21 protein-coding genes and 1 pseudogene are annotated in these 26,248 nt (G+C 44.4%); 7 read left to right on the forward strand and 15 right to left on the reverse strand.

What is annotated here, in order from left to right; genetic code table 11:
* Positions 1 to 1,037: 1,037 nt before the first annotated feature.
* The 3 genes from GF867_RS06275 to GF867_RS06285 all read right to left on the reverse strand — a co-directional run bounded on the left by GF867_RS06275 (position 1,038) and on the right by GF867_RS06285 (position 5,850).
* Positions 1,038 to 2,834 (reverse strand): ABC transporter substrate-binding protein, encoded by a 1,797-nt coding sequence (locus GF867_RS06275; RefSeq protein WP_153832258.1) that lies wholly within the window; start codon positions 2,832 to 2,834, stop codon positions 1,038 to 1,040.
* Between the two features lie 124 nt (positions 2,835 to 2,958).
* On the reverse strand, positions 2,959 to 4,479 hold the full coding sequence (locus tag GF867_RS14345; protein ID WP_216650272.1) for an ABC transporter permease: 1,521 nt from the start codon (positions 4,477 to 4,479) through the stop codon (positions 2,959 to 2,961).
* 54 nt (positions 4,480 to 4,533) lie between these two features.
* Positions 4,534 to 5,850, reverse strand: coding sequence for an ABC transporter permease (locus GF867_RS06285; RefSeq protein WP_153832259.1), 1,317 nt, complete (start codon positions 5,848 to 5,850; stop codon positions 4,534 to 4,536).
* Positions 5,851 to 6,023: 173 nt separating this feature from the next.
* Between GF867_RS06285 and GF867_RS14480 the strand changes: the two are divergent.
* Together GF867_RS14480 and GF867_RS14485 are read left to right on the forward strand one after the other, a co-directional pair.
* A pseudogene (locus GF867_RS14480) lies at positions 6,024 to 6,824 on the forward strand (ABC transporter ATP-binding protein); the annotation flags it as partial.
* Positions 6,825 to 6,863: 39 nt separating this feature from the next.
* Positions 6,864 to 7,781, forward strand: a complete 918-nt coding sequence (locus GF867_RS14485) for an ABC transporter ATP-binding protein (RefSeq protein WP_436718601.1) — start codon at positions 6,864 to 6,866, stop codon at positions 7,779 to 7,781.
* A 653-nt stretch (positions 7,782 to 8,434) separates the two neighbouring features.
* Here GF867_RS14485 and GF867_RS06295 read toward each other — a convergent pair.
* The 7 genes from GF867_RS06295 to GF867_RS06325 form a co-directional block, all read right to left on the reverse strand.
* The gene (locus GF867_RS06295; protein WP_153832261.1) at positions 8,435 to 8,734 is read right to left on the reverse strand and encodes a hypothetical protein; all 300 of its coding nucleotides are present in this window, start codon (positions 8,732 to 8,734) and stop codon (positions 8,435 to 8,437) included.
* Positions 8,735 to 8,856: 122 nt separating this feature from the next.
* A complete protein-coding gene (locus GF867_RS06300; RefSeq protein WP_366927776.1) occupies positions 8,857 to 9,546 on the reverse strand; it encodes a Crp/Fnr family transcriptional regulator in 690 nt (229 codons plus the stop codon).
* Between the two features lie 30 nt (positions 9,547 to 9,576).
* Positions 9,577 to 9,801, reverse strand: a complete 225-nt coding sequence (locus tag GF867_RS06305) for a heavy-metal-associated domain-containing protein (RefSeq protein ID WP_153832263.1) — start codon at positions 9,799 to 9,801, stop codon at positions 9,577 to 9,579.
* A 33-nt stretch (positions 9,802 to 9,834) separates the two neighbouring features.
* Entirely contained in the window at positions 9,835 to 10,137 is a 303-nt protein-coding gene (locus GF867_RS06310; RefSeq protein ID WP_153832264.1) for an iron-sulfur cluster repair di-iron protein, ric, read from the reverse strand.
* A 371-nt stretch (positions 10,138 to 10,508) separates the two neighbouring features.
* Positions 10,509 to 11,624 (reverse strand): L,D-transpeptidase family protein, encoded by a 1,116-nt coding sequence (locus GF867_RS06315; RefSeq protein WP_253940766.1) that lies wholly within the window; start codon positions 11,622 to 11,624, stop codon positions 10,509 to 10,511.
* 449 nt (positions 11,625 to 12,073) lie between these two features.
* A complete protein-coding gene (locus tag GF867_RS06320; protein ID WP_153832266.1) occupies positions 12,074 to 12,307 on the reverse strand; it encodes a heavy-metal-associated domain-containing protein in 234 nt (77 codons plus the stop codon).
* Between the two features lie 87 nt (positions 12,308 to 12,394).
* On the reverse strand, positions 12,395 to 14,311 hold the full coding sequence (locus tag GF867_RS06325) for a heavy metal translocating P-type ATPase (protein ID WP_153832267.1): 1,917 nt from the start codon (positions 14,309 to 14,311) through the stop codon (positions 12,395 to 12,397).
* 261 nt (positions 14,312 to 14,572) lie between these two features.
* On the opposite strand from GF867_RS06325, the gene GF867_RS06330 reads away from it, so the two are divergent.
* A complete protein-coding gene (locus GF867_RS06330; protein ID WP_153832268.1) occupies positions 14,573 to 14,998 on the forward strand; it encodes a DUF2871 domain-containing protein in 426 nt (141 codons plus the stop codon).
* A gap of 153 nt (positions 14,999 to 15,151) precedes the next feature.
* The gene (locus GF867_RS06335) at positions 15,152 to 16,981 is read left to right on the forward strand and encodes a heavy metal translocating P-type ATPase (protein WP_153832269.1); all 1,830 of its coding nucleotides are present in this window, start codon (positions 15,152 to 15,154) and stop codon (positions 16,979 to 16,981) included.
* A 772-nt stretch (positions 16,982 to 17,753) separates the two neighbouring features.
* Here GF867_RS06335 and aroC read toward each other — a convergent pair.
* The 5 genes from aroC to GF867_RS06360 form a co-directional block, all read right to left on the reverse strand.
* On the reverse strand, positions 17,754 to 18,848 hold the full coding sequence (aroC, locus tag GF867_RS06340) for a chorismate synthase (protein WP_366927777.1): 1,095 nt from the start codon (positions 18,846 to 18,848) through the stop codon (positions 17,754 to 17,756).
* Positions 18,826 to 20,145: a 3-phosphoshikimate 1-carboxyvinyltransferase gene (aroA, locus tag GF867_RS06345; RefSeq protein ID WP_153832270.1), complete on the reverse strand. Its 1,320-nt coding sequence runs from the start codon at positions 20,143 to 20,145 to the stop codon at positions 18,826 to 18,828. The genes aroC and aroA overlap by 23 nt, the downstream gene beginning before the upstream one ends.
* Positions 20,142 to 21,230, reverse strand: coding sequence for a 3-dehydroquinate synthase (aroB, locus tag GF867_RS06350; protein WP_153832271.1), 1,089 nt, complete (start codon positions 21,228 to 21,230; stop codon positions 20,142 to 20,144). The genes aroA and aroB overlap by 4 nt, the downstream gene beginning before the upstream one ends.
* Before the next feature lie 15 nt (positions 21,231 to 21,245).
* A complete protein-coding gene (aroF, locus tag GF867_RS06355) occupies positions 21,246 to 22,280 on the reverse strand; it encodes a 3-deoxy-7-phosphoheptulonate synthase (protein WP_153832272.1) in 1,035 nt (344 codons plus the stop codon).
* 102 nt (positions 22,281 to 22,382) lie between these two features.
* Positions 22,383 to 23,192 carry a prephenate dehydratase gene (locus tag GF867_RS06360; RefSeq protein WP_172972634.1) on the reverse strand — a complete coding sequence of 270 codons (810 nt, stop codon included), beginning with the start codon at positions 23,190 to 23,192 and terminating at the stop codon, positions 22,383 to 22,385.
* Between the two features lie 437 nt (positions 23,193 to 23,629).
* Between GF867_RS06360 and aroE the strand changes: the two genes are divergently transcribed.
* From aroE to GF867_RS14350, 3 genes are all read left to right on the forward strand, one after another.
* The gene (gene aroE / locus GF867_RS06365; protein WP_153832274.1) at positions 23,630 to 24,439 is read left to right on the forward strand and encodes a shikimate dehydrogenase; all 810 of its coding nucleotides are present in this window, start codon (positions 23,630 to 23,632) and stop codon (positions 24,437 to 24,439) included.
* Positions 24,436 to 24,945: a shikimate kinase gene (locus GF867_RS06370; protein ID WP_153832275.1), complete on the forward strand. Its 510-nt coding sequence runs from the start codon at positions 24,436 to 24,438 to the stop codon at positions 24,943 to 24,945. Before aroE ends, GF867_RS06370 begins: the two co-directional genes overlap by 4 nt.
* An 81-nt stretch (positions 24,946 to 25,026) precedes the next feature.
* Positions 25,027 to 26,211 (forward strand): AcpB/EbpR/MafR family transcriptional regulator, encoded by a 1,185-nt coding sequence (locus GF867_RS14350; protein ID WP_366927780.1) that lies wholly within the window; start codon positions 25,027 to 25,029, stop codon positions 26,209 to 26,211.
* The last annotated feature ends 37 nt before the right edge of the window (positions 26,212 to 26,248 follow it).

Here is a 26,248-nt window from a genome sequence, read left to right on the forward strand (position 1 = left end):
TAACCAGTCAATCCCAGATTCAAATTGATCTTTTTGTTGATAATAGAGCGCTCTTAACTCGTCAGTGTAACGAATCTGCGATTGTGTGACTGATAAGATATAAGGAGATAATCTTAATTGATCGATAGTTTCTTGTGTTAATATGTGTTTGGCCATCGTATGGACTCCTTTGTTTAAAATGCTTCATAATGAAATACTTGATAAAATACACGCTAAGCTTTTATTTAGCTGTCTAGCTAAAGATGTGGCCTTGTCGAACGTGTCCGTTAGAAAAGCTGGACGAGTTAGCAGTGTCTGAAAAAACAAGCACCTTATTCGCTTGTGTCTATTCAAACAAGCTAGCCTTTTTATTAGTGTACAGATAATATATCTATCTTATTCCACGCTGTCTATGTTTTTATGAGGCCGTAAAAATCACTGTCCATTCTATAGGGTCCATTTTAGAGTGGTATCATGCCGCAGTTTGAAAAACTCGAGCACAATTAGAGTGGTATCATGCCGCAGTTTGAAAAACTCGAGCACGATTAGGGTGATATCATGGCCCAGTTTGAAAAACTTGAGCACGATTGATTCACAACCCTAAGCAGCTCCCCTGCCATTGCTTCAATCATCCATTCAACCTTGTAAAATCATTTCAAAAGGTTGCGTTCCTCAGGAACGCTTCAATACAGAAGGTAGCGATTTTGAGAAATCGCATCATTATTAAAATGACTCTCTCGCGAGCAACTTCAAATTACGAAAAGTCTCGCTACTCCAGTTTTCTAGTCGATTATCACAGAGCTTTGACTAGATTAGCGCTCTTTCTAGACGAGCCTCGCAGACCTTCGGCTAGTTTAGCGCTCTTTCTAGACGATTATCGCAGATCTTCGACTAGATTAGCGCTCTTTCTAGACGATTCTCGCGATCCTTCGGCTAGGGTAACTTTATTTGATATAACAATAAGCTGAGCGAAAATAAGCACGGTAAACCAACATAAAACTTCCAATCCCTTCTAATGCAAAAAAATCCTCGCTTGAGTCATAAGCGAGGATACGAGATTATTCGTTAATGTAGTTTGTTAAGAATTCTTCCACTTTTGCCGGGTCAGCAACTAATGCGTTGCCTGTTTCCACTAATGGTGAAAGTGTTGTGAAGGCTGGTAATTTCAAGCCTTGGTATGCTGCGTTGATTTCTTCTTGGTTAATTGCGTAAAGGATTGCTTTACGTAAGTTCACACTATCCGAAACTGGGCGGCCTGGTGTGTTCGTGTTGAATAACATATAAGCGACACCGTTACTTGGAATTGACTGTAACGTTAAGCTCGCTTCACCTTCTACGATTGGGTAGTTAACTTCGCTCAAGCTATACAATAAGTCTACTTCTCCCGCACGTAAAGCCGAAAGTGAACTGCTTGCATCACCGATAAAGCGAACAGTCACTGCTTCAATGTTGGCATCTGCGTCTGTATCAGGACGATAAGCTGGGTTCTTCACGAAGTTAGCTTGGTAGTCATTTTTATCCACTAAGATATAAGGACCACTTGCCCATAGATGATTGTCGTAGGTGCTACCTTCAGTTATTGCGCGTTGGTCCCCATAAGCAATATCTGAGTTTGGATCATATGCAGCCACATCGTAAGTGTTGATAGCTGATACTTGTTGCTCAGAAACGATACCTGCTGATTGATGACCTAGATAGTTCAATACTTGTGGGAAAGGCTCAGTTGCTGTTAATTTAACCACTTGGTAGTTACCTGCTGCATTGTCTACATCCGCTTCTGCTGCTACTAATTCAGCAATTGGTGTTTCAAGACCTACTTCTAAAGCTTCTTTAACCGTTTGATCGCTACCTGAAACAACAGCTGCTTCTAGTTCAGCGATATCTTCCACGACACTCACTTCTGAAATATGTTCGTGCAAGCTGTATGTACGGTGGTCTGGCACTGATTCTGGATCTTTAGCACGATTTAATGAGAAGATAACATCTTCCGCGGAAACTAAGTCTCCTGTGTCTACGGCAACACCGTCTTCAATTTTCGCGAAATTAATGTCATCTCTTAAAATAAAGTAATAATCTAAATTACCATCAGCAATCACAAAATTGTGGCTTAATGAGTTTTCAGATGTAATTTGGTCGTCGTCTGTTAAGTTAATTAGACGTACATACATGTTCGTGTTCAGCTGGTTGATACTACCGTCGTTCCCTTTAATTGGGTCTAATGACGTTAAGTCGCCCATTTCTTGAGTTAAGACTAAAGGACGTGTCGTGTTTAGCGATTCGTCGTTGTATGAAACTGGCTCCCAAGCAAAAGCACGAGACTTAGATAAGCGGATTGAATCACCGTTTAGTACCTCATGATTGTAAGCTTGAGCTTTTAATGATGTATAAAGTGGTGCGATATAAGCATTCTCAGTCACTAACACCTCTTCTAATTGCTTGTAAGTTTCCACATATTCTTCAGAAGTTTGTGAAGCTGCTAATTCGATTAACTCATCAACTTCTGGGTTGCTGATGATACTGTAGTCACCACCTGAAATGAATAATGAACGCACCGCGTAGTCTGGGTTACCTGTTACAGTAGTCCAGCTTGAAATCGCTAGGTCATAGTTACCCGCGTCTTTTTGCGCATTGAAACTTGCGTAGTCAGGTTGCAAGCTGACATCCACTTGGAAGCCCGCTTTCGTTAATTGGTCACGCACGATGTTGGCGTTTTGCTCTGAAGAAGATTGAGCAAGAATTGTGACAGGAATGGCTGCGTCTTGCGCGCTCGCTGTCTGTAGGTTAGCGGCTGCAGGAACAATGGCACCTGCTAATAATGTTGCAGATAGAACTGCTTTACTTAGAAATTTCTTCATGATTTATTTCTCCCTTTGGATTATTTTTTTCAAAATATGATTCCCCATAGTATTTTGCGAAATGAGGCTGTGCAACAACAATCTTCATCTATGTTCAATGCCCTCACCCCTTTCGATTGGTGGTTTATTTCTGCATCTTAGGGTCGAGTGCATCACGCAGGCCGTCACCTAAGAAGTTGAAAGATAAAACTAAAGCAATTATGGCTAAACCTGGGTAAATCGCCAGGTATGGATGGGTTTCGAGGTAGTCACTGCCGATGCGGAGTATGTTGCCCCACTCCGGAATGTGACTCTCGACACCGAGGCCAAGGTAACTCAAACTGCTGGTCGAAATTACCGCCGTCGCAACTGTCAGAGACGAGCGAATAATCATCGGCGCGCTCGCATTCGGAATGACGTGCTTGAGAATAATCTTCGCGTCCGAAACGCCGACCGCGTGAGCTGCTTCAATGTATTCCATCTGCTTGACTTGCAAGACGCTCGCTCTCATAGTCCGTGCGTAGCCTGGAATCCCCCCGATACTCAGCGCCAGAATCAAGTTTTGCGTCGACGTACCAAAGGCCGTCACAATCGTAATCGCTAGCAGAATGCCTGGAATCGCGTAGAGAATATCCAACAGGCGCATAATCGTCTGATCAATGCGGTGCGAATAGTAACCGGCCACTGCCCCTAGGAAACCACCGATTAACAGTGGCGCAAAGGTTGCTAGCAAGCCGACCAACAAGGAAATGCGTCCTCCGAATACCAAACGCGAAAAGACATCGCGCCCGAAATTATCGGTACCGAGTGGATAAAGCCAGCTCGGCGATTGTAAAATCGCTGAATAGTTATTCTCCACGGCATAGCTATATTCAAAGGTCCAATAGCTGGTCACCGCCAAAGCCAGTATCACTGTGATAACGTACAAGCCGAACATCGCTACTTCATGGCGCGCGATATTGGCTAAGATGCTACGGCGCGTCGTTTCTTGACGCGTCCGGAACAACAACCAAGCCGCCACTGCCGACAAAACATTCCCCGTCAAAGCCAATAATCCCATTGCTAGAATACTTAACCAAAAGCCGATGCCAGTTTCAGTTTGCGCGAGTTTCGGACTCACTAGCAGCAATAACCAGTGTAAGACCAAGCTCGTTACTAACAAGCCGATACCAAATGAGAATTGCGGATTAAGCGTTGGTTTCGTTAAATTGATCAGTGAGATGACTAGTATTGTTAAGTCAACTAGTACTGAAAAGAGCAAGTAATATTGATAAGCTTGCACTTTTCTAAAAAGCAACAACACGCCACTAATGAAATTAAACGGATTCCCCAACAAGACGGAAAACATGAGCAGCGCACCCAATGGACGGTGCCAAGCTGGAATCGTTGCTGGTGATGTCGTTTCATCACGACGAATTTTATTATCAGCACTAATGACTGTCTTATGTTGATTGGCTTGCTTCAAGATCGTATAAGTGACCCAGGCATTCGCCAGACTGAGCGCTAGATGGATAAGCGAGAAAGTCAGGCTATTCGTGGTCCAGCTAGTCGCTTGGCGGTTAAAATTAACAGCCAATACGCCTAGGCTAAAGACGACCGATAAGACTGCCGCAAAGCGCAAATAGCGCTTGGTGTTCGCTGTATAAGTTGTGAGTTGTGTAAGCACCACTTTCTCCTTCTTTCTATTATATATACAAAATTTGTGTTGACCTGGTCAATGCTAACCCTTCAAGGATGTACGGATACGTGGATCTACTAGCGCATAGAGTAAGTCCACAACTAGGTTGACAATCGAAACGATGATGGCGATATAGATAACACCACCGAGTACGGCTGGAATATCCGGCACGAACTGTTTCTCAACGATATAACTCCCGACACCGTTAATATTGAAGACTTGTTCTGTTACAGCTGATCCTCCCAGCATGCCACCGAATTGTAGCCCGATGACTGTTATGACTGGAATCAGCGCATTTGGAATCACGTGGCGCCAAATAATACGCCAATTCGATAAACCTTTTGAGCGAGCTGTTAATAGGTAGTCTTCGTGAATGACTTCCAGTGTTGATCCACGAGTCATTCGCGCCACCGCTGCAGCTAGACTTGTTCCCAAGACAATCGCTGGCATCAGTAAAGACCAAGGATTGCTAGGATTGTAGGTCGCTGGTAACCAACGATTTTTGATAGCGAAATTAAAGATGAAAATCAGACCGAGCCAGAAAGTAGGAATCGACAAGCCGATTAAGGCCAAGAACATAAAGAACTGATCGAATAAGGAATTCGCCTTGACAGCCGCATAAATCCCTGCTGGAATCGCAATGACTAATGCGATGCCGAGTGAGAAAAAGGTAACTTGTAACGTCACTGGGAAGCGGCGCAATAAAGCGTCAATCACAAGTTCGTTCCCGACATAGGTATAGCCGAAATCGAAGGTTGCGACACCTTTCATTGTGCGCGCTAATTGTATCCAATAAGAATCGTTCAAACCGTAGAGCTGGTTGAAGTTGTCAATTTGTCCGGGTGTCGCTTGGATGCCTAGAATATTGACCGCCGGGTCTGAGGGCGAGAAATATAATAAGGTAAAGACGATCCAGGTGACGCCAAAAATAACGAAAACCATTTGGATTAAGCGCTCGATGACGTAGCGTAAAATTGGCATGCGGTAAAGTTGCATTAAGAGTAACATTGGCCAAGCGAGGATAACCGCTGTGATGAAGCCGGCACGGCTGGCCATTATTTGCCCAAAGGTTTGTGCAAGGCTTTGCTTGCCGCCTTGTTCTTGGCGTCTCACTTGCGCGAGGCGTTTAGCGACGATTTTCGCGGTCTGTGCTTGAGTCTTATTTTGTCCGAAGTAGTGTTGTTTGTTGTGTTCTTCGGTGGTTAGTTGTTGGGTTAGGTCTACTTGTTGTTCGTCTTGGGTTGTGGTGCGGCGTGCGATTAAGACGATGTGTAGGGGTAGGCCGAGTAGCCAGAGGGCCATGCGGTAGGGCCAGCGGCTGTGCATGTGTTGGTAAGTATTTGTCCATGCGTTGTTCATTGTGTCACCTCCAGATAATTGCACTCGTTATTATACTGCTTATTGGGTGGGGATGGTTTTGGGGATTTCTAATGGCTGGTATTCGGTTTTTCGAATGGCTGTTTTGGTTAGCTGGGATGGCTGGTGTGTTATAATTACCGCTGTATATTTAAAAAGAGAGTCAGGTGTTAAGGATGTCTGAGATTTTATCCATTAAGAATTTAGGACTGAGTTTCGAGAGCGAGGATCAGTTGCAGGAAGTATTGAAAGAGGTGTCTTTCTCGGTTGCTGAGGGAGAAATCGTTGGGATTATTGGGGAGTCGGGTAGTGGTAAGAGTATGACAGCGCGTTCGATTACGCGTTTACTACCTGACAATGCGCGTTTGACTCCAGCTAGCGAAATTACGTTTAAGGGGCAGGATGTACTGTCTTTGAAGCCGCGTGCGATGCGGCGTATTCTGGGCGAGGAGATTGGGATGATTTTCCAGGATCCGTTGAGTTCCTTGAACCCAACAATGACGGTTGGTGGTCAGATTGTCGAAGTGTTGCGTTTGCACCAGTCGATGTCTAAGCGCGCTGCTCGTGCGAAGGCGATTGACCTAATGAAAGCGATTGGGATTAAGGAAGCGGAAGCGCGTTTCAAACTGTATCCGCATGAATTTTCCGGTGGGATGCGTCAGCGTATTATGATTGCGATTGCGTTGGCTGCCAATCCGAGTTTGTTAATTGCGGATGAGCCGACGACGGCTTTAGACGTGACGATTCAAGCGCAAATTCTCGCTTTGATTAAGCAACTGCAAGCCGAGTTGGGTTTGTCTGTTTTGTTAATTAGTCATGATTTTGGTGTGGTCGCACAAATTTGTACACGCGTGATTGTGATGCAGGCAGGTCGCATTGTTGAACAAGGACCAATTGAAGAGCTGTTCGCCAATCCGCAACATCCTTATACGCGTCTTCTGTTAGATGCGGTACCTAGAATCGAGCAAGAGAAAGGGCCGCGCAAAATTGGGGTATTAGCAGATGAGCATAAGGCGGTGGCAGTCGCATCAGACAATGAAGAATTTGCCAAAAGCCCCCTTCAACCTCTAATTTCCGTTGAAAAATTAGAGCAAGTCTTTGACCTTGGCAAAGGTCAACAAGTCAAAGCCGTTAACCAAGTCGACTTGGACATTTACCGCGGTGAAACGCTAGGTTTAGTTGGAGAATCCGGTTCTGGTAAATCGACTTTAGGCCGTGCAATTCTACAATTATATGAACCTACCAGTGGGCGTGTCATGTTCCATGGTTTCGACTTGAAACAGTTGACGCGCGCTGAACAATTCCGTGTACGAAAAGACATGCAAATTATATTCCAAGATCCATACGCGTCCTTGGACCCGCGTATGAAAGTCGAAGATATTATCGGCGAAGCCCTCGATACCCACGGCCTAGTCAAAAACGCTAGCCAACGCCGAGAGCGCATCGAAGAATTATTGGCACTCGTCGAACTCGACGCTAGCTTTGCCAGTCGCTTCCCCCACGAATTCTCTGGTGGCCAGCGCCAAAGAATCGGGATAGCCCGCGCCTTAGCTGTCGAACCTGACTTCATTGTGGCCGACGAACCCTTGTCAGCCCTTGACGTCTCAATCCAAGCCCAAATCATTGACCTACTACAAAAATTACAAGTTAAACTGGGTCTGACCTATTTATTCATCGCCCATGACCTTGCCGTCGTCAAACAAATTAGTGACCGCGTCGCCGTGATGCAGCATGGACAAATTGTCGAAGTTGCTGAAACGAACGAGCTTTACAACAACCCACTGCACCCTTACACCCAACAATTATTGAGTGCCGTCCCTCGCCTAGACGCCCAATTCCGCGCCAGTGATCAAACGTTGAAAGACCCCGTTCCAGCTAGTCAACACACCGTTAGCCTAACCGAAGTTTCCCCAGGCCACTACGTCGCCCACTAACCCCCATGCAAAATAGGCCACCACACTGATCGGCGACAAAGCAACACCAACACCCAGCCTAGATAATTTCTGAGCCTTTAGGCACAGCTACTACCACCCGACGAACGGGTGGTTTTTTTGGCTGTATCTAATCTCTAGCCGAAAGGGTTCAAAAATTTTAAGTGTTGGTGAGGAAGCTAACACTCTTTTGGATTTTAAGTAAAAAAACAGTAAATTCTCTTAGCATACATAGATGTATCGCAAAATTATTTGAAATTAAAAACCCAACTATTTCGTAAGAGGAGAAAGTGGAGTCCTGCTGATAAAAGACGTGCGGTGTCCAACTCTGACTAGTCGGACGATTTATACAAGATCCACTCTCGCTTCTTTCATTTAATCGTCACGCTATCCGGACGACTCTACCCCGACACTTGGTCCGTTGGACAACCAATCAAGACGACTCCACCAAGCACTCCTCCAACTACCCCATCCAGCAAATACAAAAACATCAGAAGACTCGGCAGCGTTTTCTACACCTGCCAAATCTTCTGATGTTTCTTTTAGTCTAGTGAAAAGCCCGATAGCTGATAATCAAGGATTTTCAGCGAGTCATCGGTAGTTACCGTTATCCAGCCGGCCGGTCGATCCGTATAATAACGCCAAGAAAAGTGCATCTAATTCTCTTCTTCAGCCCCATCTTGTAAAGTCAAAGCACCTTGCCAGTCTTCACCAAAAGCAGCAATCACATCATTCAGCACCGTCGCATCATTTGCCAGAAGCGCTTCAATTTCCGCTTCGGTCAGTGCTAAATCAGCTCGATCCATTAGTTGGTCCGAAAACACACGATAGCCCATCAACTCCTTGGTATCCCATGCAAAGGTCCAACCTTCACTCGCCCGATTAAAGGCGATCTCATACGGGTAAGCCATCACATGATAGTCCTGGAAATTCTCAACCACCTCTTCATTCAGCACACTCCTTTAAAGCTTTACATCAAGTATACCCGAAACAACACAAAGAACCTTGTCACCACACTCGGTAACAAGGCATTGCAAAATAGGACTTCGACTTTTTCGATTTGAAAACACTGACTAAACTAACTATCCCCTGCCATCAGAAGAGCGTCTAAATCCAGCACCTCAATCTCGCGACGAGGCAATTGAAGGATTAAACCCGCCTCTTCCAATTCTTTAAATTTTCTACTCACCGTTTCGGGTGTTGTACCTAAATAAGCCGCAATATCTTTACGAGCCATCGGCAATTTAACGATTTGTTGGGTGCCTAATTCAGGATCAGTATTCTGTTCAATAAAATAAACGAGACGACTCAAAACATTTTCAGTACTCAGGGTCATCGCCTGGCGCTCCGATTGCATTAAACGATTGGCAACTTCTTTCAATAGAAAGCGTGTGATGGTTGGATGCTCTTCGAGAATCTCATTCATATCATCACGGCTGATGATACAAACATTTGCTTCCCGGATTGCTTCAGCATACTCTTCATGTTCACTCGCCTGGTCAAAGATCGTCCACTCACCCGTAAAATCTCCCGGATACAACATGCGCACCAATTGTTCTTTCCCATTGGCGGCCATGCGGGTCACGCGAATCGTCCCTTTATTGACCACGTATAAACTGTCATCAGAGTCACCTGCTTGGTACAAATACTCACCTTTTTTTAAGTGGCGGTGTCTGGCTTTTTGGCCTATTTTGTCCATCATGTCATCCTTTAAATGGTTGAAAATCGGCACAATTCGGATACATGCGTAGGGCTTAGCTTCACTCATCCTGTCACATCACTTTCTTTGATAATTTTCTTACACTTTCACATACTCAATCTGATAACCCAAATCATCAATCGCTTCTTCAATGGCTTTCAGTTGAATCAACTGCTCGTCAAAGGTCACTTTTAATTTTCTTGAATTAAAGATCGCTCGACTGGCTTCTTGGCTAACTCCGTCTAAAGCTTTCACGGTCGTTTCAATTTTATGAAGGCAAGAAGGACAGTCTAACGACTCAAGTTGGATAATGGCTGATGTCATTCGATCACTCCTCGCTGACAAATTTGTTTGGCTTTATGCGACAGTTTCTGAACGATACAAGGCATTGGCCTTTTCTAAATCTTGATACACAGCTTTAAAAGTTTCACACGTATCCGATGGAATCTCAAAATCACTCGTCACTTCAACCAAACGATCAAAAGTTGGTGTCAATGCGGATGCTTCTTCACCATTCTTCACAGCCACAAGCAGCTCTTCATATAGTGCTTTCACCTCATGAACTTCTGGATGCAAACGACTATGTACCTTTGAAATGGACTTTGTGTACATGTCTAACTTTTCCTCATTTTCCAATAAAAACTCTTTGTATGTTGTCATATTTATTCCTCCTTAGTTGTTAAGTACATCTTACCGCGGAGTGGCCAGAATTAAATTGACGACCATCAAGTTTTTAGAAAAATCAAAAATTCCTTCCTTTATATAGATTGGGGCAAAGGATCGAGTCGCTTCAACCTAATTGTCTGAGCCTGCTGAGTTTTGGCTCTCGCCGTGTTGCGCAAGCCTTTTCTTAACCATACACTTTTCTGACACTTATTTCTAGCTATATCATCCGAATAGAATTCGCTGGCTTTAGCTTGCCTCGTCCGCTAGCCCCGCTAGCCCCCAAACCAAACCACTCCACAAAAATAGCGAAGACTCCCGCCTCCGCCATCCTTCTATCACAACACAGCCACGCTCACGCCAGCCAACTACTCAAAGACAATGACCGGCATCCCCATATAAGCATATTCAAACACCAAAGGCATTACATCAGGTGGCGTATTCACACAGCCCAAGGAACCATTCGTCAAATAAGCATCGCCACCGAAATAAGGCTGCCAATTCGCATCATGAATCCCTTGACCAGTGTCATCAAAGCCCATCCAATACTGAACTGGCTGCACATAATCGCGTTCCGTGCGGGGATTATAACCCACCAACTCAGATGGTGTCTCCATATTCCAAATCGAATACGCGCCCGGAATCGTCGTTGTCCCAATCTGCCCCGTCACAACAGGCGTCGATAGAACCAGCTCACCCTCTAGATAGACAAACATCGTTTGATTCAGAATATCCACTTCGATATAGCTAGAGCCAATATCGTCTAAGCTCCCATTATAACCGCTGCCTACAATCATTGGCTCACGCACCACCGACTCACCGGCATATAAATCCTCCAAAATCCAAGCCAGCTCACTCTCGCGATCAATCGACCAGCCTAAAGTCCCCGGCACTAACTGCACCCCGCCTTGCAAGGTACTCTCGAAATAACGATAATCATCATAAGTTGCATAGGCCTCATTCAAGCTACCTAAATACTCATAAATAAGCGTTTCATCAAAGTACAGCTCCCCTGTCACCTCATCGATTATCAACCAACTTGAAATCATCTCCGGCGTGATTACTTCTTCATAGCCAGCAATCTGCAATGTAATCGACATCGACGTCGCTGCTTGAATCTGATCCAAACGCTCAGTCAAAGCCTCATCTGCTTGCGTCACTTCAGCAGTCTGATAAGATGCACTCAAATCGACCATCGAAGCGCCCGCTTCGACGACTTCAAGTAACTGTGCCTGCAAACGCTCCTCATCTAAACGCGTCCCTAAACGATCCGCTTGAATCTGGTAGCCCTCGCCTTCAACAAACACAATCTCCGCATCCTCAGATGCCACGCGCTCTCGCCAAAAACCTTCAAACTCACCTAAAGCCTGCTTCGCCTGCTCGAAATCCAGCGACACCACCTCGCCAGCCTCCGCTTCAACGCCCAGCACACTGCGCCCAAAGAAACTTGCCAGCCAACTAGACCCCTCCTGGGCCTGCTTCAAGTCCGCCAGCGCCTCAGCCGCCTCGACCTCAACGCCCAAAGCTTGATAAGTCACCGTTCCCCAAGCGCGCTCACCTTCCACGACATTTAAAGGCCGCTCGGACAAAGCCCGCTGAACCTTCTCCTGGGCCTCAGGCTCCTTCAAGTAACTGACATCCACGCCCGCAAACGATGTATTCGCATGGAAATGCTCGCCGAAATACCAGCCACCCAACACATAAGCCGCCAGCAAGACTAACAAGCCAGCACCCACAACCTTCTGCCAAATTTTCATACTAAATCCTCCCGAATTCCATAATTAATTACCCCTCAATCATAACCAAGACACTTAATAAAAAAATTGACAGCCATCAATAAAATGACCCATGGCACAAAAGAAAAGCGAAGGCTTCCGCCTTCGCTCCGTCACCTATTTAACTTTCCTAAAAGCCTAGCGTCCTAAATACTTGCTTAAACCGCTCTGGCTTTAGACTTCAATACTTCATAACCTAAATCTTCAATCGCCTGATTGATCGTTTCTAAAGAAACTTGATCCTCATCGAATTGGGCTTTAACCTTGCTGGCATTGAACATTACTTTAACACTGTCTTTGTCGACCCCGTTCAAACCTTTAACCGCGCTTTCGATTTTTTGTAGACATGATGGACAAGATAACGTTTCTAATTGGATAGTTGCTGAGTTCATAATAAATTCCCCTTTTCTTTTATTTGATACTTTAATTATACGAGTGATTCTGATTAATTAACTTGATCGCCGTCAAGAATATTCACTTTATTTACTTTCAGTAACGGTTGTTGTCTTTCCTAAAGACGCTGCTTGACTGACTTCTTTGCCTCTGGCCTTCAATTCATACTTCAATAAGCGCATCCCGTTTAGAATAACGACTAAGATACTGCCTTCGTGAACTAACATACCGATCGCCATATTCATCCAATCACTGAACAAGAGACTGGCCAGTAGTAAGAAAACAACCCCCACTGCAATGGCAATGTTTTGCTTCATGTTTCGTGCGGTAGCCTTCGTTAAACCTAACGCATGTGGCAAACGACTAAAATCTGAATTCATTAAGACGACATCCGACGTTTCAATCGCGACATCCGTTCCGCTTCCCATCGCAATCCCAATATCAGCCAATGCCAGCGACGGACTATCATTCACCCCATCACCTACGAAGGCGACAATCTCACCTTTTGCTTGCATCTTAGCAATATAGGCTGATTTATCTTCCGGCAACATGTGACCATGTGCTTCAGTTAAACCTAACTCTTCAGCCACCAGATCAACCGTCCCTTGGTTATCACCTGATAACACCACCAAGTTTTTCACGCCTAAAGCTTTCAACTGGTTTAAGTCATCTTTGACACCTGGACGAATTTGGTCACGGATGCCCATTAGGATTTCTAACTTGCCATCAATTGACGTTAAGACTAAAGAATTCCCTCTCTTTTCAAACAACTCAACATCTGCCCTTGCACTCTCATCAAAGACCACACCTTCTGCTTCCATTAAGGAAACATTCCCAACTGCCACACGGTGTCCGCCGACAGAGGCCACAATCCCGCCACCTTTAACGACTTCAGTTTCATCAACCGGCGAAAAGTCTACCTCGCCCACTTCTTTCAGAATCGCTTTTGCTAACGGATGATCCGATTCACGTTCGACACTTGCTAAAAATCCAATTGCTTCTTCTGTACGTTCTCCATAGAATGCTTTCTCAGCCACTTCAGGATTTCCGATCGTTAAGGTTCCTGTCTTATCAAAAACAACCGTTTCCACTCGGCTAAAGTCGTTGATCACTTCACTCCCTTTAAGTAAGACACCATGACGAGCGCCATTTCCAATACCCGCAACGTTCGATACCGGCACCCCAATGACTAATGCCCCTGGACAACCTAAAACTAAGACCGTAATCGCTAATTCGACGTTACGCGTAACTAACCACACGATAAAGGCAATCACCAACACTGCTGGTGTGTAATGTTTAGAGAAACGATCAATGAAACGCTCTGCTTCAGACTTAGAATCTTGCGCTTCCTCTACTAATTCAATGATGCGTCCAAACGTTGTATCTTCTCCGACTCTATCGGCACGAATTTGAATCGTTCCGTTTTCAAGAATCGTTCCTGCAAAGACACCAGAATCAATCGACTTAGTAACCGGCACCGCTTCACCTGTAATACTGGCTTCGTTAATGTGCCCTTCCCCAGTTAGAACAGTCCCATCAACTGGCACTTTCGCCCCTGTTTTAACGAGTAGAATATCCCCTTCGTCGACCTCATCAACATCAACTTCTTCAAATTCACCATTCGCCATTTGCTTCCAAGCACTCTCCGGTGCCATCTCAGTTAATTCCTTAATCGCTGAACGTGTTTTATTCAAGGTCCGTTGCTCTAAGTAAGAACCGAATAAAAACAGGAAGGTTACAATCGCTGACTCCTCAAAGTTTTGAATCAGAAAAGCCCCAATCACCGCAATGGTCACCAACACATCAATACTAACTACCTTCACCTTTAAGGCTTGATACGCCTGAATGGCGATCGGCGCTGCCCCGATAATTGAAGCAATCACGAATGATACGAGAAACACCAGCTCATTATGTAACACGAAATGACCGAAGAACCCCAACACAATTAATATCCCACTTAGTAACGTAATCTGATTTTTACTTCTCAACACTGCACTTTGCATAATAGACCGTCTCCTTTTTTAATTTAATTTGATGAGCCACTGCCCTCTTGACACTTATAACTATACCGGCAGATTAGCCAGTCATCCTTGACGGCCGTCAAGTTTCAAAAAGAAACACTCAAACATGCAAAAAAACCGTCAGTTAATTAGTGAAAACCTGTCACCAATTTGCTAAACTATAAACGGCAGCGGCTCATCGTTTGAGACGCCCTCCTATTCATTAAATAAAAAGGAGATAACAGACAAAATGGAGGTCATTTAATGAAGAAAATTGCCTATTCAAGTTTAGCTTATATGATATTTGGTTTAGCCGCCGGACTCTTTTACCGGGAATTCCCTCGCATGATTAACGTCGTAGGTGAAGCCCAAGACAGTCAACTCAGCGTCGTTCACACGCACGCCTTTGTCCTGGGGATGTTCGTCTTTTTATTCGTACTCATTTTTGCGAAATTATTCAATATCCACAAACATCCACACTTCAACAAATTCTACCTCACATACCACATCGGAGTCGGCGTCAGCACACTCACCATGCTGGCTCACGGCATTTACGTAGAACTAGGCAACGCCCCACACGCCGCCTTTTCAGGCATCGCCGGCCTTGGCCACATTGTCCTAACGATCGCCTTTGCCCTCTTTTTCTACGTCCTTATCGGCTCAATCAACGAAAACGAAACGAACGCCTAACACCTGCGGGTTGTCTAAACAGACAGCCCATTTTTTTTATGCCAAAATAGGAACCATAATCCCCTTGTGATTTCTTCACAAATACATTATACTAGTTACAATGGAATGATTCTAAATAAGATTACTCATTTTAAATACAAAGGGGGAGTTTCAATGTTTCGTTATCTACTCACTAATTTGCAAGGCCGCTTTTTATTAATCGGCACACTCTTTCTAGTTACAGGTTTCTTGTTACTGTTTGCGGGTCATCCTGCCAATCCCTATGTTTTCTACTTGGCTATTTTCTTCTTAGGTTTCTTTGCGGCTAAAGCTGCCGTGGTGGACACCCTCCAGAATAAATCGCCAAACGTCGATTTACTGATGATTCTGTCCGCCCTAGGTGCCAGCCTCATCCACTATGAGTCCGAAGGTGCCATGTTATTATTTATTTTTGCTGCAGCCGAAGCGCTCGAAGAATTTGCGACCGGTAAAAGTACGAAAGCCATTGAAGAATTAATGGGGCAAGTGCCTACCACAGCCCAACTCGTCAAAGACAATGGTGATGTGATCGAAGTCACGACCGAAGAACTAGCACTTGGCGACCGAGTAGTCGTAGCACGCGGAGCCCAGCTTCCGATTGATGGCTACGTCGACCGCTCAGTCCTAGTCAATGAGGCCGCCCTAACCGGTGAGTCAATCCCAGTTGAAAAAGTCTCTGGTGAAGAAGCCTTTGCTGGAACGATTAACGAAGGCAATGCCTTCCATTTAAGCGTCAGCAAACTCAGCTCTGAAACAATCTTCTCTAACATCATCCGCATGGTCGACGAAGCACAGAATCGCCCGTCACAAATTTCTAAATTTATTGACCGCTTTGAAAGTAAATACGTTATTACGGTTTTACTAGCTGTTCCAATATTCATTGCCATCCTCTATTTCCAAAACCAGAATTTCTCTGAAGCCTTTTATCGTGGCATGATCCTCCTAACTGTAGCTAGCCCTTGTGCCCTAGTGGCTTCCGCAACACCAGCTACTTTAAGTGCCATCAGTCACGGTGCCAAAAACGGCGTGCTCTTCAAAGGTGGCGCAGCCATGGAAGAACTTAGTCGCATGGATATTCTGTTTTCTGATAAAACCGGTACCTTAACGCATGGGGATTTCGAAGTAGTCGCTTACGAAGCCGATGAAGCCACTATTCAAGAAGTCGTCTATATGGAACAATTTTCAAGTCACCCGATTGCCCAAGCCATCATTTCTGCCTTCCCAGATATTGAACTAGACCAAGTCAATCAAGCGGAAAGTGTCGAGGAAGTCTCAGGTAAAGGTTTGAGAAAAGGTCAACTGCTCGTAGGAAAACCAGCTGCTTTTGATGAGTATTCTGACCCTCGCCAAATCCGCTCAAAACGTCAACCAGGTTACACATCAGTTTTTGTCGGCCGCGACCAAGAAATCATTGGCTATTTCAACTTAGCCGACCAAGTGCGCACTGAATCCAAAGAAGCCGTCCAGGCCTTTAAAAACAGCGGTGTCGAACTTGTCTTGTTAACGGGAGATAACCATGAAGTTGCTCAAAAAGTTGCAGAAGAAGTCGGCATCGAACAGTTCCATGCTGACCTATCACCAGAAGATAAAATAAAATTTGTTCAAGAAAGCCAAGCCAAAGATTTATCGGTCGGCATGATTGGTGACGGGATTAATGACGCTCCCGCTCTGGCCAACGCAGAAATCGGGATAGCAATGGGTAGCGGTTCATCGATTGCAATGGAAAGTTCCGAAGTGGTCATTGTCCAAAACGATTTAAACAAATTGTATGACAGCTACCAACTCAGCCACCGCCTCAACCGCATCATCTTACAAAACATCATCTTCTCAATCGGCGTCATCGTATCCTTGATTGTGCTGAACATCATTGGCTGGCTTGACCTGCCCCTCGGCGTCGTCTTCCACGAAGGCAGCACAATACTCGTGATTCTCAACGGCCTGCGCTTATTAAAAAGAAAAGATTAAAATTTTCCAGCAGACGAAAAACACCAGAGCAAGTAAATTGTCCTGGTGTTTTTTTTTGCGTCATTCTAACGACTTCTCCTCTTGCAAAATACGAACGCTACCCATCGGGTTTCTGGCATAGGCCTCCGCAACCAACGCAGCTTCCACTGGTATTTCTCTTTTTAAACGCTCATTGTAATTGGGTTTTTATACATTCCATTCCCAATCGACATGCCACTTTTCCAATTTATAAATACTTTGGCGGCCTGTATTATCTTTTCCAAGATTCGAAAAATCTGTCGGCGTGACCCCTGACCCCTTGGGCTTACGATTCACTATTTACCCTATCACTGTTTTTCCCATTTTAGACATCTTCTTTAGACATTGCATAACAAAATATAGAAACAGTCACTATCCCTTACAATCCAGCGTTCTATCGACTTTCGAGACAGCAAAGCGAGCGCCTTCTTTGTTGTTTTGAAAGGGCATCTATTTGGTCAAATTTGTTCCTAAGCTTTTAAAGAATACAGTAAATAAAGCCAGTCCTATCTACATCCCATAATGGAAATGAGCTAGATCTGGCTAATATTACTAACATTTACCTAATTAAGTTAAAAAATAATGGTTCTGCCAGCTCTTCAGCTAAATTTCAACACCCTAAGTAGACAGCCTGTAAAGATTTAGTGGCTGACCTAACCACTCAGCCATGTTTTACTTACTCACCTAAGCAGTGAACAATGATTCAGTAGCCAGTAGCTAGCTCACCCAACCCAACCCAACCAACCACAATCCCCTAAGCTTTATCCCGCCCTAAAATCAGATCCATCAAGCCTAAAGCTGTCACAGCCTCCAATACGGGCAAGACGCGCGGCACAATACAAGGGTCATGGCGACCAAAGACTTCCAGATCAGCATTTTCTCCCGCTTCGATATCAATCGTTTCCTGTTTCTTCTCAATCGACGCAGGCGGCTTAATCGCTGTCCTAAAAACAATTGGCATCCCATAAGTAATCCCACCAAGAATGCCACCATTATTATTCGTCCGTGTCTTTATCTGACCATTTTCATCATAGTAGTATGAATCGTTAGCCTCGGACCCACGCATGCGGGTAATGTCAAAGCCAGCACCAAATTCGATGCCTTTCGTCGCCGGAACTGCAAAGACTAAATGTGCTAAGGTCGATTCAACTGAATCGAAAAATGGATTGCCATAGCCAGCATCAATTCCCAACACAAAGGTTTCGACAATCCCGCCGACCGAATCCAGGTCAGCCTTCGCATCTAAAATCACTTGCGTCATCGCATCACGCTTCGATTCATCAAAGACAGGTAACTGAACCGATTTCAATTGCTCAACTTGTTCAGCAGTCACTGCTTCCTGACTCTCAAAACGCTCATCTTCAACCGAGCCAATCGACTGAATGTGTGAGCCAATCACAATGCCCTTTTGACGCAACCATTGTTGCGCAATCGCACCTGCAAAAACTAGTGGTGCCGTAATTCGACCAGAGAAATGCCCACTCCCGCGGTAATCATTAAAGCCATCATAACGCACTTTCCCAGGATAATCAGCCTGGCCCGGACGCATCAACTTTTTCATTTGACTGTAGTCTACAGAACGCGTATTCGTATTCCAAACCAAAGCCGTTAAAGGCGCTCCGGTCGTCATCCCATCTAAGACACCACTCACAATATCCGGTTCATCTTTTTCCTTACGCGGTGTCGTCAACTCATTCTGCCCCGGTGCACGACGCGCCATTTCAACCAAGACTTCATCCATATCAATCTTAAACCCCGCTGGCAAACCACTGAGTGTCACCCCAATCGCTCGACCATGTGATTCACCAAAAATAGAAATTTCTAAATTATTCCCCCAAATGCCACTCACTGACTTGTCCTCCTAATGATTCAAATTCCTGCCAGAATGTCGGATATGATTTACTGACATATTCGGCATCTTTAATAATAATATCCTGCTCGACTACCGTACTAGCGATGGCTAACATCATCGCCATCCGGTGATCCTTGTGACTCCAGACAATAGCCTCGCCCGTCAAACTAGGCACGCCTTCAATCTGCAAGGTGTCACCAACAACCTCAATCTTCGCACCCAATTTACGCAGCTCTTTCTTAGTTGCTTCCAAACGGTCGCTCTCTTTAATTCGCAAACGACTTAAATTAACAATCTCGGTCCGTCCCTGGCTCAAACACGCCACCAGCGCGCTAATCGGAATAATATCTGGCACTTGGGCCCCATCAATCACTGTCAGCTCACCACTACTGAGGCCCTCACTCTCTGCCCTAGCGAAAACTTCCCTATCGGTCGTTGTGACCACCGCATTCAGCTGCTCTAAAATCGTTGTAATCCCACGATCACCCTGCTTCGAATCGGCCTGCAAACCAGTCACCGTCACATCATTGCCCAAAGCACCGGCACTCAAAAAGAACGCAGCCTGCGAGTAGTCACCTTCAACGGTATAATTGCGCGCCTGATAGACTTGCTGGCCCGGAATAATAAATTGTCGTTCGGCTTTATTAAAGATAATCCCAATGCCAAAGTATTTCAACACATCAAGCGTCAATTCAATATAGCCAATCGATTCCAATTCAGTCGTAATCTGAATCACTGATTCACCCGCCAATAAAGGCAAGGTATACAATAAGCCGGTGATGAATTGTGAACTGATGTTGCCGGCCATTTCATAACGCCCAGCCCTTAACAGTCCTTCGACTGTTAAATCTAACTGTTCGGTCGCGGAAGCTTCAAATTTCAGGCCTTGCGCATTAAATATTTCCTCAAATGGATCGAGTGGCCGACTGCCTAATTTCCCCCGGCCAACAAAACGCGTTTCACCTGCAAATAAGGTGGCAATTGGAATCAGAAAACGCAGTGTTGAACCAGACTCATTCGCATCGATCACCCGGTCTGAATGCTTAGCATCAGCTTTGACTCCTTGAATCAACAAGCGTTTGCGACCTGCAGCGTCTTCAATCTGGATTTTAGCACCGAAAGCGGTCATACCGTCAATTGTGGCGATGATGTCATCAGATAATTCGATGTTATCGATCACACTTTCGCCGACAGCTAGGCAGGCCGCAATCACGGCGCGATGCGCCATACTCTTAGAGGGTGTAATGTGAATGTTGCCTTTTAATTTGGCCGGCTTAATTAACAAATCGGTCATTTTATGTCGTGTCCTTTCAAGAGTGGTCCAAAGAAGTCTGAGTCGGTTTTTAGTAATTTCGCCGCACCCACTTCATTTAAAACGACCACATTTAATGTATTGTGAATATTCTTTTTGTCTAGCTTAATTAAAGGTAATATGTCAGCGTAATCGGCCGGATCGGCTAATTCAGTCGGCAAATGATACTGTTCAAGTAAAGCTTTAACAACAGCGGTCGAGCCCTTGCGACTAATGCCCGCGGCTTCGGTTAACCGGTTTATCGCAATCATGCCGATGGAAATCGCTTGGCCATGCGTATAGCCTTTATAATGGTAGAACGCTTCAATCGCATGACCTACCGTATGCCCATAGTTCAACAACATGCGCTCAGAGGTATCTTTTTCATCCGCTTGCACTAAGTCACGCTTCATTGAGCAACAAAATTCAATGACCTGTTCAATCTCAGCCATGACTGCTTCACGCGATTGATAACTTGCCAATTGGTGAAAAAAGTTAATATTCTGGATGGAGGCGTATTTAATTACTTCGGCCATGCCATCATTAAAGGCTGAGTCTGTTAATGTTTGTAAAACATTCGGGTCAATCAGCACAAGGATTGGATGGTAAAAAGCGCCAACCAAATTTTTGCCTTCGGGTAAATCGATGGCCACTTTCCCACCGACGCTACTGTCTACTTGCGCTAGCAGTGTTGTTGGAATTTGAACAAAAGCAATGCCTCTGAGGTAGGTTGCTGCCGCATAACCGACTAAATCACCAATCACACCGCCACCCAAGGCAATTAATAAATCACTACGTGTCAGGTTAAAGGCAGTCAGTTCAGAATAAATCCCCATCAAACTAGTGATCGATTTGGTCTGTTCGCCAGCTTCAAGCACCAAAAGCTTCACCTCAAAGCCTGAATCTGTCAACTGTTGTTCTAACTTGGCGCCATACAACTGATGGACGTTTGTATCTGTAATCATCACAATTTTCTTATTTGTATAGACGTTTTTAATTTCCTCAGCAACGTGGGCCATTAAACCTTTTTCTATCTTCAAGGGATAGTGAGTTGCAGTGTTTGGTACTTCAACGGTTAATACAGTCATAGGTCACCTCTTTTATTAGATTCGAGCCAGTTTAGGTGCAATCGTGCGGCCTTCAACCTGTGCTAAGATGCGGATTTGATCCATTAATTTATCGAATTCATCTGGCGTCAGACATTGCTCACCATCACTCCAAGCATTCGCTGGATCTTCATGCGTTTCAATCATTAAACCATCTGCACCTGCAGCGACACCGGCTTTAGCACCTGCTGGAACTAAGTAAGCTTGTCCACCGGCATGACTGGCATCGATAATAATTGGTAAATGAGTTTTCTTCTTCATAACGGGTACCGCTTGGATATCTAAAGTGTTGCGTGTTTCCGTTTCGAAGGTACGAATACCACGTTCACATAAAACGACATTCTGATTACCTTCAGACATAATGTATTCAGCTGACATCAACCATTCCTTGTAAGTGGCTGATAAACCACGCTTCAACAAGATTGGCGTTTGAGTTTTACCTACTGCTTTTAATAAATCAAAGTTTTGCATATTACGGGCGCCAATTTGGATCATGTCGACGCGCTTAACGAACTCATCTAAGTAGTCTGATGACATGAGTTCTGAAACAATCGGCATGCCGGTTTCGCGTTTAGCTAATTCTAATAAGCGAAGCCCTTCTAATTCTAAACCTTGGAAACTGTAAGGAGAGGTTCTCGGTTTGAATGCTCCCCCACGAATGAAGTTTGCGCCAGCGGCTTTCATGCGTTTAGCTAAATTAACAATTTGGTCTTCATTTTCCACCGAACAAGGGCCTGCCATAATCGCTAAGCGTTCGCCACCAATTAATTCTGTGCCGACTTGAATTTGGCTGTTTTCCGGATGGAAAGCACGGTTGGCTAACTTGTAAGGTTCTGATACACGTAGCACTTCAGCTACTCTATGATCCGCACGAATCGTACGAATATCGATTTTAGCTGTATCGCCGGTTACACCAATCACATTACGTTCTTGGCCTTCAATAATGCCCGGATTCAAACCTGCTGCTTTTATTCCTGCGACAACGTCCTTCACATCTTGTGCTGTTGAGTTTCTTTTCATTACAATAATCATTTTAATTTCTCCCTTTTTATGTGTAATTTTTTATCTGATTAATTTTTATATTCAGGATGGATGATGCCTTTCAAAGCGACCTTTCCTATGCAAGGTCTGTGCTTAGAAGCGGCCTAATATTTGAGAATAATCGGAAGCTTTGTCGACAATTTTCATTAAGTCATTAAACCCAATGCTCATTTGAGACAAGTCGAGTTCAAGGTAAAAACCATACGCAAAAGGCTTGCCGGGAATCGGCCGCGCATTTAGCGATAACAAGTTACAATCGAGTAAACCAAAGACTTGCAGCAGTTTCGACAAAGCACCTGGTTCATGTCGAACTTCAAGGTACAGTGATAACTGCTTGCCGGTTAACTGCACGTTACCTTGATGTTTCATAATATAAAACCGCGTCGTATTCGACTCTTCGGTTTGAATATCTTGTCGCAAAGCTTCTAAGCCATAGAGTTCTCCAGCCCGTTGACTGGCGATTGCTGCTTGATGAGGCAACTGACTTCTCTGGATAAAAGCTGCCGCCTGAGCGGTGTCAGTGTAAGCATGTTGTGTTAATTGCGGATTGGCTGCGAAAAACGTGTCACATTGCGATAAGGCTTCTGGATGAGAATATACATCGGTAATATCTGACAATTGACTGCCAGGTAAGGCCCATAACGAATGCTGAACTGATTCAAAGCGATCGGCGACCGCAACAATCGGTTGATGACGGAATAAATCAGCCGAACGGGCGATAAAGCCTGTCGTCGAATTTTCTACCGGAATCACTGCCATTGAAATTCGTTTACTAGCTAAAGCATCGATAATTGCTTGGAAATTTGGATAACCAATTGCCTCAAATTCTTCCATCGTTTGACATTCTTTCTGTAAAGCTGCCTCACTATACGAACCCGGCACGCCTAAATAACCTACTTTCAAATAGTTACTCCTCCCCAATTTTTGTACAAAAAGAAACTCTGCCTAGTAATTACTAAGCAGAGTTAAAATTTAATTTCATCATCCTCGTTCAATCATGAAATTTATATTTTTACTTACCGCTAAGTTATTACTAAGCGGCTTGTAAAGCATGTCAAGCAAGCCACCTTAGATATGAATGTTCTTCACTGTTCATACCTAAAGTGCAGATATGAACCTATCTAAAATAGCTAAAATATAATGATAAGTTAATCGATTGCGTGTTTAACATGTTCTTACCCCTTTTCCTTTTATGATTCTAAGCATACATTAATCAGATTAAAAAATCAAGTGTAATCTCATTTATTTCTAACTTTGTAAAAAAGCTTGATACAAAGTGTGATAAATTATACTATTAGCCTATATAAAATGAAAATACGATTAAGAAAAGAGTGAGGTATGTGAGATTCTATGGATTATTTGGCCAATCGTTAGCCCACAGCATTTCTCCCCAAATCCATCGCAAAATCTACGAAGTCGCTGAAACTGAAGCGGCCTATAAAATATTTGAAATCGAACCAAACAGATTAAAGTCAGCGCTCGACGCGATGACAGTACTCGATATTCGCGGGGCCAATGTGACAATTCCTTATAAAGAAACAGTCATCCCATTGTTAGATACAGTTTCACCTTTGGCTGAACGCCTCCATTCGGTCAATACGATCAAGCAAGTCAACGGCCACTTGGCTGGCTTTAACACGGACTATGATGGCATCGCTCTAACCTTCAACCAAAGAAATTGGCGCGTCAAAGACCAACAGGTAGTCCTTCTAGGTTCAGGAGGCGCCTCCCATGCCGCAGCCCATTACTTCAAGGACCAGGGGGCGCGTTCAATTTGCGTTGTTTCTAGATCAGCTGCTAACCAAGAAGGTGAATGGGATTACCTGACTTACGATCAGTTACGGACTCAGTCAGGTGATATTCTCGTGAACTGCACACCGATTGGTATGTATCCGAACGTTGACGCCTCACCGGTTGATAAAGACGTGATTCAATCTTTTCAAGTAATTTTTGATATGACCTATAATCCAGTCGAAACATTGTTTTTGAAATGGGCGAAAGAACTCGAAAAAGAGTCAACGAATGGCTTAGATATGCTCGTTGGCCAAGCAATGCGCTCGGTTGAAATATGGGAAGATCACACATTCACTCCAAATCAAGTCAGCCAATTATTAGCTTATTTCCGCGAGAATTGGACTGGTGCCTTATGAAAGAAAACATTGTTTTAATCGGACTGCCCGGTAGCGGTAAAACAACGTTAGGTCGACTGTTAAGCCAGCGCCTAGGTCTTCAGTTTGTTGATATCGATGTTGAGATTGAACGCCATACTCATAAAACAATTTCCGAACTCTTTGAAAAAGGCGAAACCTATTTCCGTGACATTGAAACAGAAGTCACAACTAAGGTCGCCCAAGCAAGACAGACGATTATTTCGACCGGTGGCGGCGTCGTCTTGCGCCACAATAATATGATTTCCCTACAAGAAAAGGGCCTGATTATCTTCCTGAATCGTAGCGTTAAATCGATCACAGGCGATATTGATATCCAAATGCGCCCCTTACTGAAAGACGGCGTCGAGCGCCTGAATAAGCTTCACGATCAGCGCAACCACCTCTACCACCAGTATGCGGACATCGTGATTGATAATGACACCTCGCTTGAGGAGACCGTTGAGCAAATTATCGAACATTTACCTAAGACACTGAGGAAGCATTAATTTTACCAAAGTGATTTTTAACCTGCCAGAATATTACGACAATATAAATCATTAGTGACATCTTGTCACTAATCTGCTGAAATCTGGCAACTTTACATGCAGAAATCGCTCGGTATTCAGGTAGTGAAGCAACTCTTATTCAGCCGTCAAGTTGCTGTTCCGCAATTCATTCATCATCAAGGCTTATCCTATGAGAGCCTTAAACGTGAAACGAAGAAAATTAATGCCAGTATTCAAGCCTATCAAATTCAAATCGAACTCACACCCCAAAGCATGAATTGGCAAAGTGATGAGTCAAGCGTACGCATCTTCTACCATCGTTTACTGTTGCCCTTCACACATACAAATTTTTTCTTCAACGACTATGCGATTCAACAAGCGAATTATGACCGCTTTCTCAATCGACTCGAACGCAAGCAACTAGGTGTTCAGAATGAAGTCATTTTAGGAACTTGTTGGTTTTACATCAATATTATTCGCCAACGTGCCCAAACAATGATTGAAGCCTTTACTTACGATCCAGAAGACCCACTTTATCAGCTCTATCATCAGGATCTGATTCAATTGTATGGTTATGAAGGGATCCAACTAGCAGACGACGAACTATTTTTTGCTTTCTTTTGTTTCATGGACAGTTGGAATTATACTGTTGATGAGCCGTTCAAGCAACTACTCCGTACGCATTATTCAGTCTTGCTTGAAAAGAGCCATTTGTTCGTCCATTCTCTGAGCGAGCATTATCAATTACCCGCCCTTAACAACAGCCAACTGACTGAAAACATCACGCTATTTTTGATAAAGTATTTTGAATCGCGTCGCTTGTTGGATAAGTTCTTGATGGAATATCATGATGTGCTGGTTGTGGTGCAGGCTAAATTTCCGCAGCTGTATCAATGGGTGCAAGAGGAAATGCTTAATTATCGCTTTGCTGGCATATTGAAGGCGTCCGAATATGCAAATTCGACAGCAGTTTTACTAATTCAGACCGCTATTTACCAAGTGGCTCCTCAAAAAATTAAAGCGTATTTAGTCTTTCAGGGAGAACCCGCTTGGAAAAGTTTTCTTGCACAGGAGCTACAGGCCACGCTCGGGCCACTTGTCGAGCTAACGACTGCCAATCCAGACCAAATCCAAGCACATGATTTGATCATTGCGAACTACACATTCCAACCAACCAGCCCCGCCAAAATATATTACGTATCGATGGTGCCGACGCCAAAAGAACTCGACACCTTGCGTCAAACCATCCGCTATCTTTATCTCTAATAAGAAACGCAAACAGGTATCAGCCGCAGCCGATACC

This window comes from Fundicoccus ignavus, assembly GCF_009659375.1.
Lineage (GTDB): Bacteria > Bacillota > Bacilli > Lactobacillales > Aerococcaceae > Fundicoccus > Fundicoccus ignavus.

What these genes read in the sequence shown, in the direction of transcription:
- GF867_RS06320 (WP_153832266.1), bottom strand. Translation starts at nt 12,307, where the DNA reads ATGAACTCAGCAACTATCCAATTAGAAACGTTATCTTGTCCATCATGT.
- GF867_RS06305 (WP_153832263.1), bottom strand. Translation starts at nt 9,801, where the DNA reads ATGACATCAGCCATTATCCAACTTGAGTCGTTAGACTGTCCTTCTTGC.
- GF867_RS06275 (WP_153832258.1), bottom strand. Translation starts at nt 2,834, where the DNA reads ATGAAGAAATTTCTAAGTAAAGCAGTTCTATCTGCAACATTATTAGCA.
- GF867_RS06335 (WP_153832269.1), top strand. Translation starts at nt 15,152, where the DNA reads ATGTTTCGTTATCTACTCACTAATTTGCAAGGCCGCTTTTTATTAATC.
- GF867_RS06285 (WP_153832259.1), bottom strand. Translation starts at nt 5,850, where the DNA reads ATGAACAACGCATGGACAAATACTTACCAACACATGCACAGCCGCTGG.
- GF867_RS06370 (WP_153832275.1), top strand. Translation starts at nt 24,436, where the DNA reads ATGAAAGAAAACATTGTTTTAATCGGACTGCCCGGTAGCGGTAAAACA.
- aroA (WP_153832270.1), bottom strand. Translation starts at nt 20,145, where the DNA reads ATGACCGATTTGTTAATTAAGCCGGCCAAATTAAAAGGCAACATTCAC.
- aroF (WP_153832272.1), bottom strand. Translation starts at nt 22,280, where the DNA reads ATGATTATTGTAATGAAAAGAAACTCAACAGCACAAGATGTGAAGGAC.
- GF867_RS06310 (WP_153832264.1), bottom strand. Translation starts at nt 10,137, where the DNA reads ATGACAACATACAAAGAGTTTTTATTGGAAAATGAGGAAAAGTTAGAC.
- aroB (WP_153832271.1), bottom strand. Translation starts at nt 21,230, where the DNA reads ATGACTGTATTAACCGTTGAAGTACCAAACACTGCAACTCACTATCCC.
- GF867_RS06330 (WP_153832268.1), top strand. Translation starts at nt 14,573, where the DNA reads ATGAAGAAAATTGCCTATTCAAGTTTAGCTTATATGATATTTGGTTTA.
- GF867_RS06325 (WP_153832267.1), bottom strand. Translation starts at nt 14,311, where the DNA reads ATGCAAAGTGCAGTGTTGAGAAGTAAAAATCAGATTACGTTACTAAGT.
- GF867_RS06300 (WP_366927776.1), bottom strand. Translation starts at nt 9,546, where the DNA reads ATGAGTGAAGCTAAGCCCTACGCATGTATCCGAATTGTGCCGATTTTC.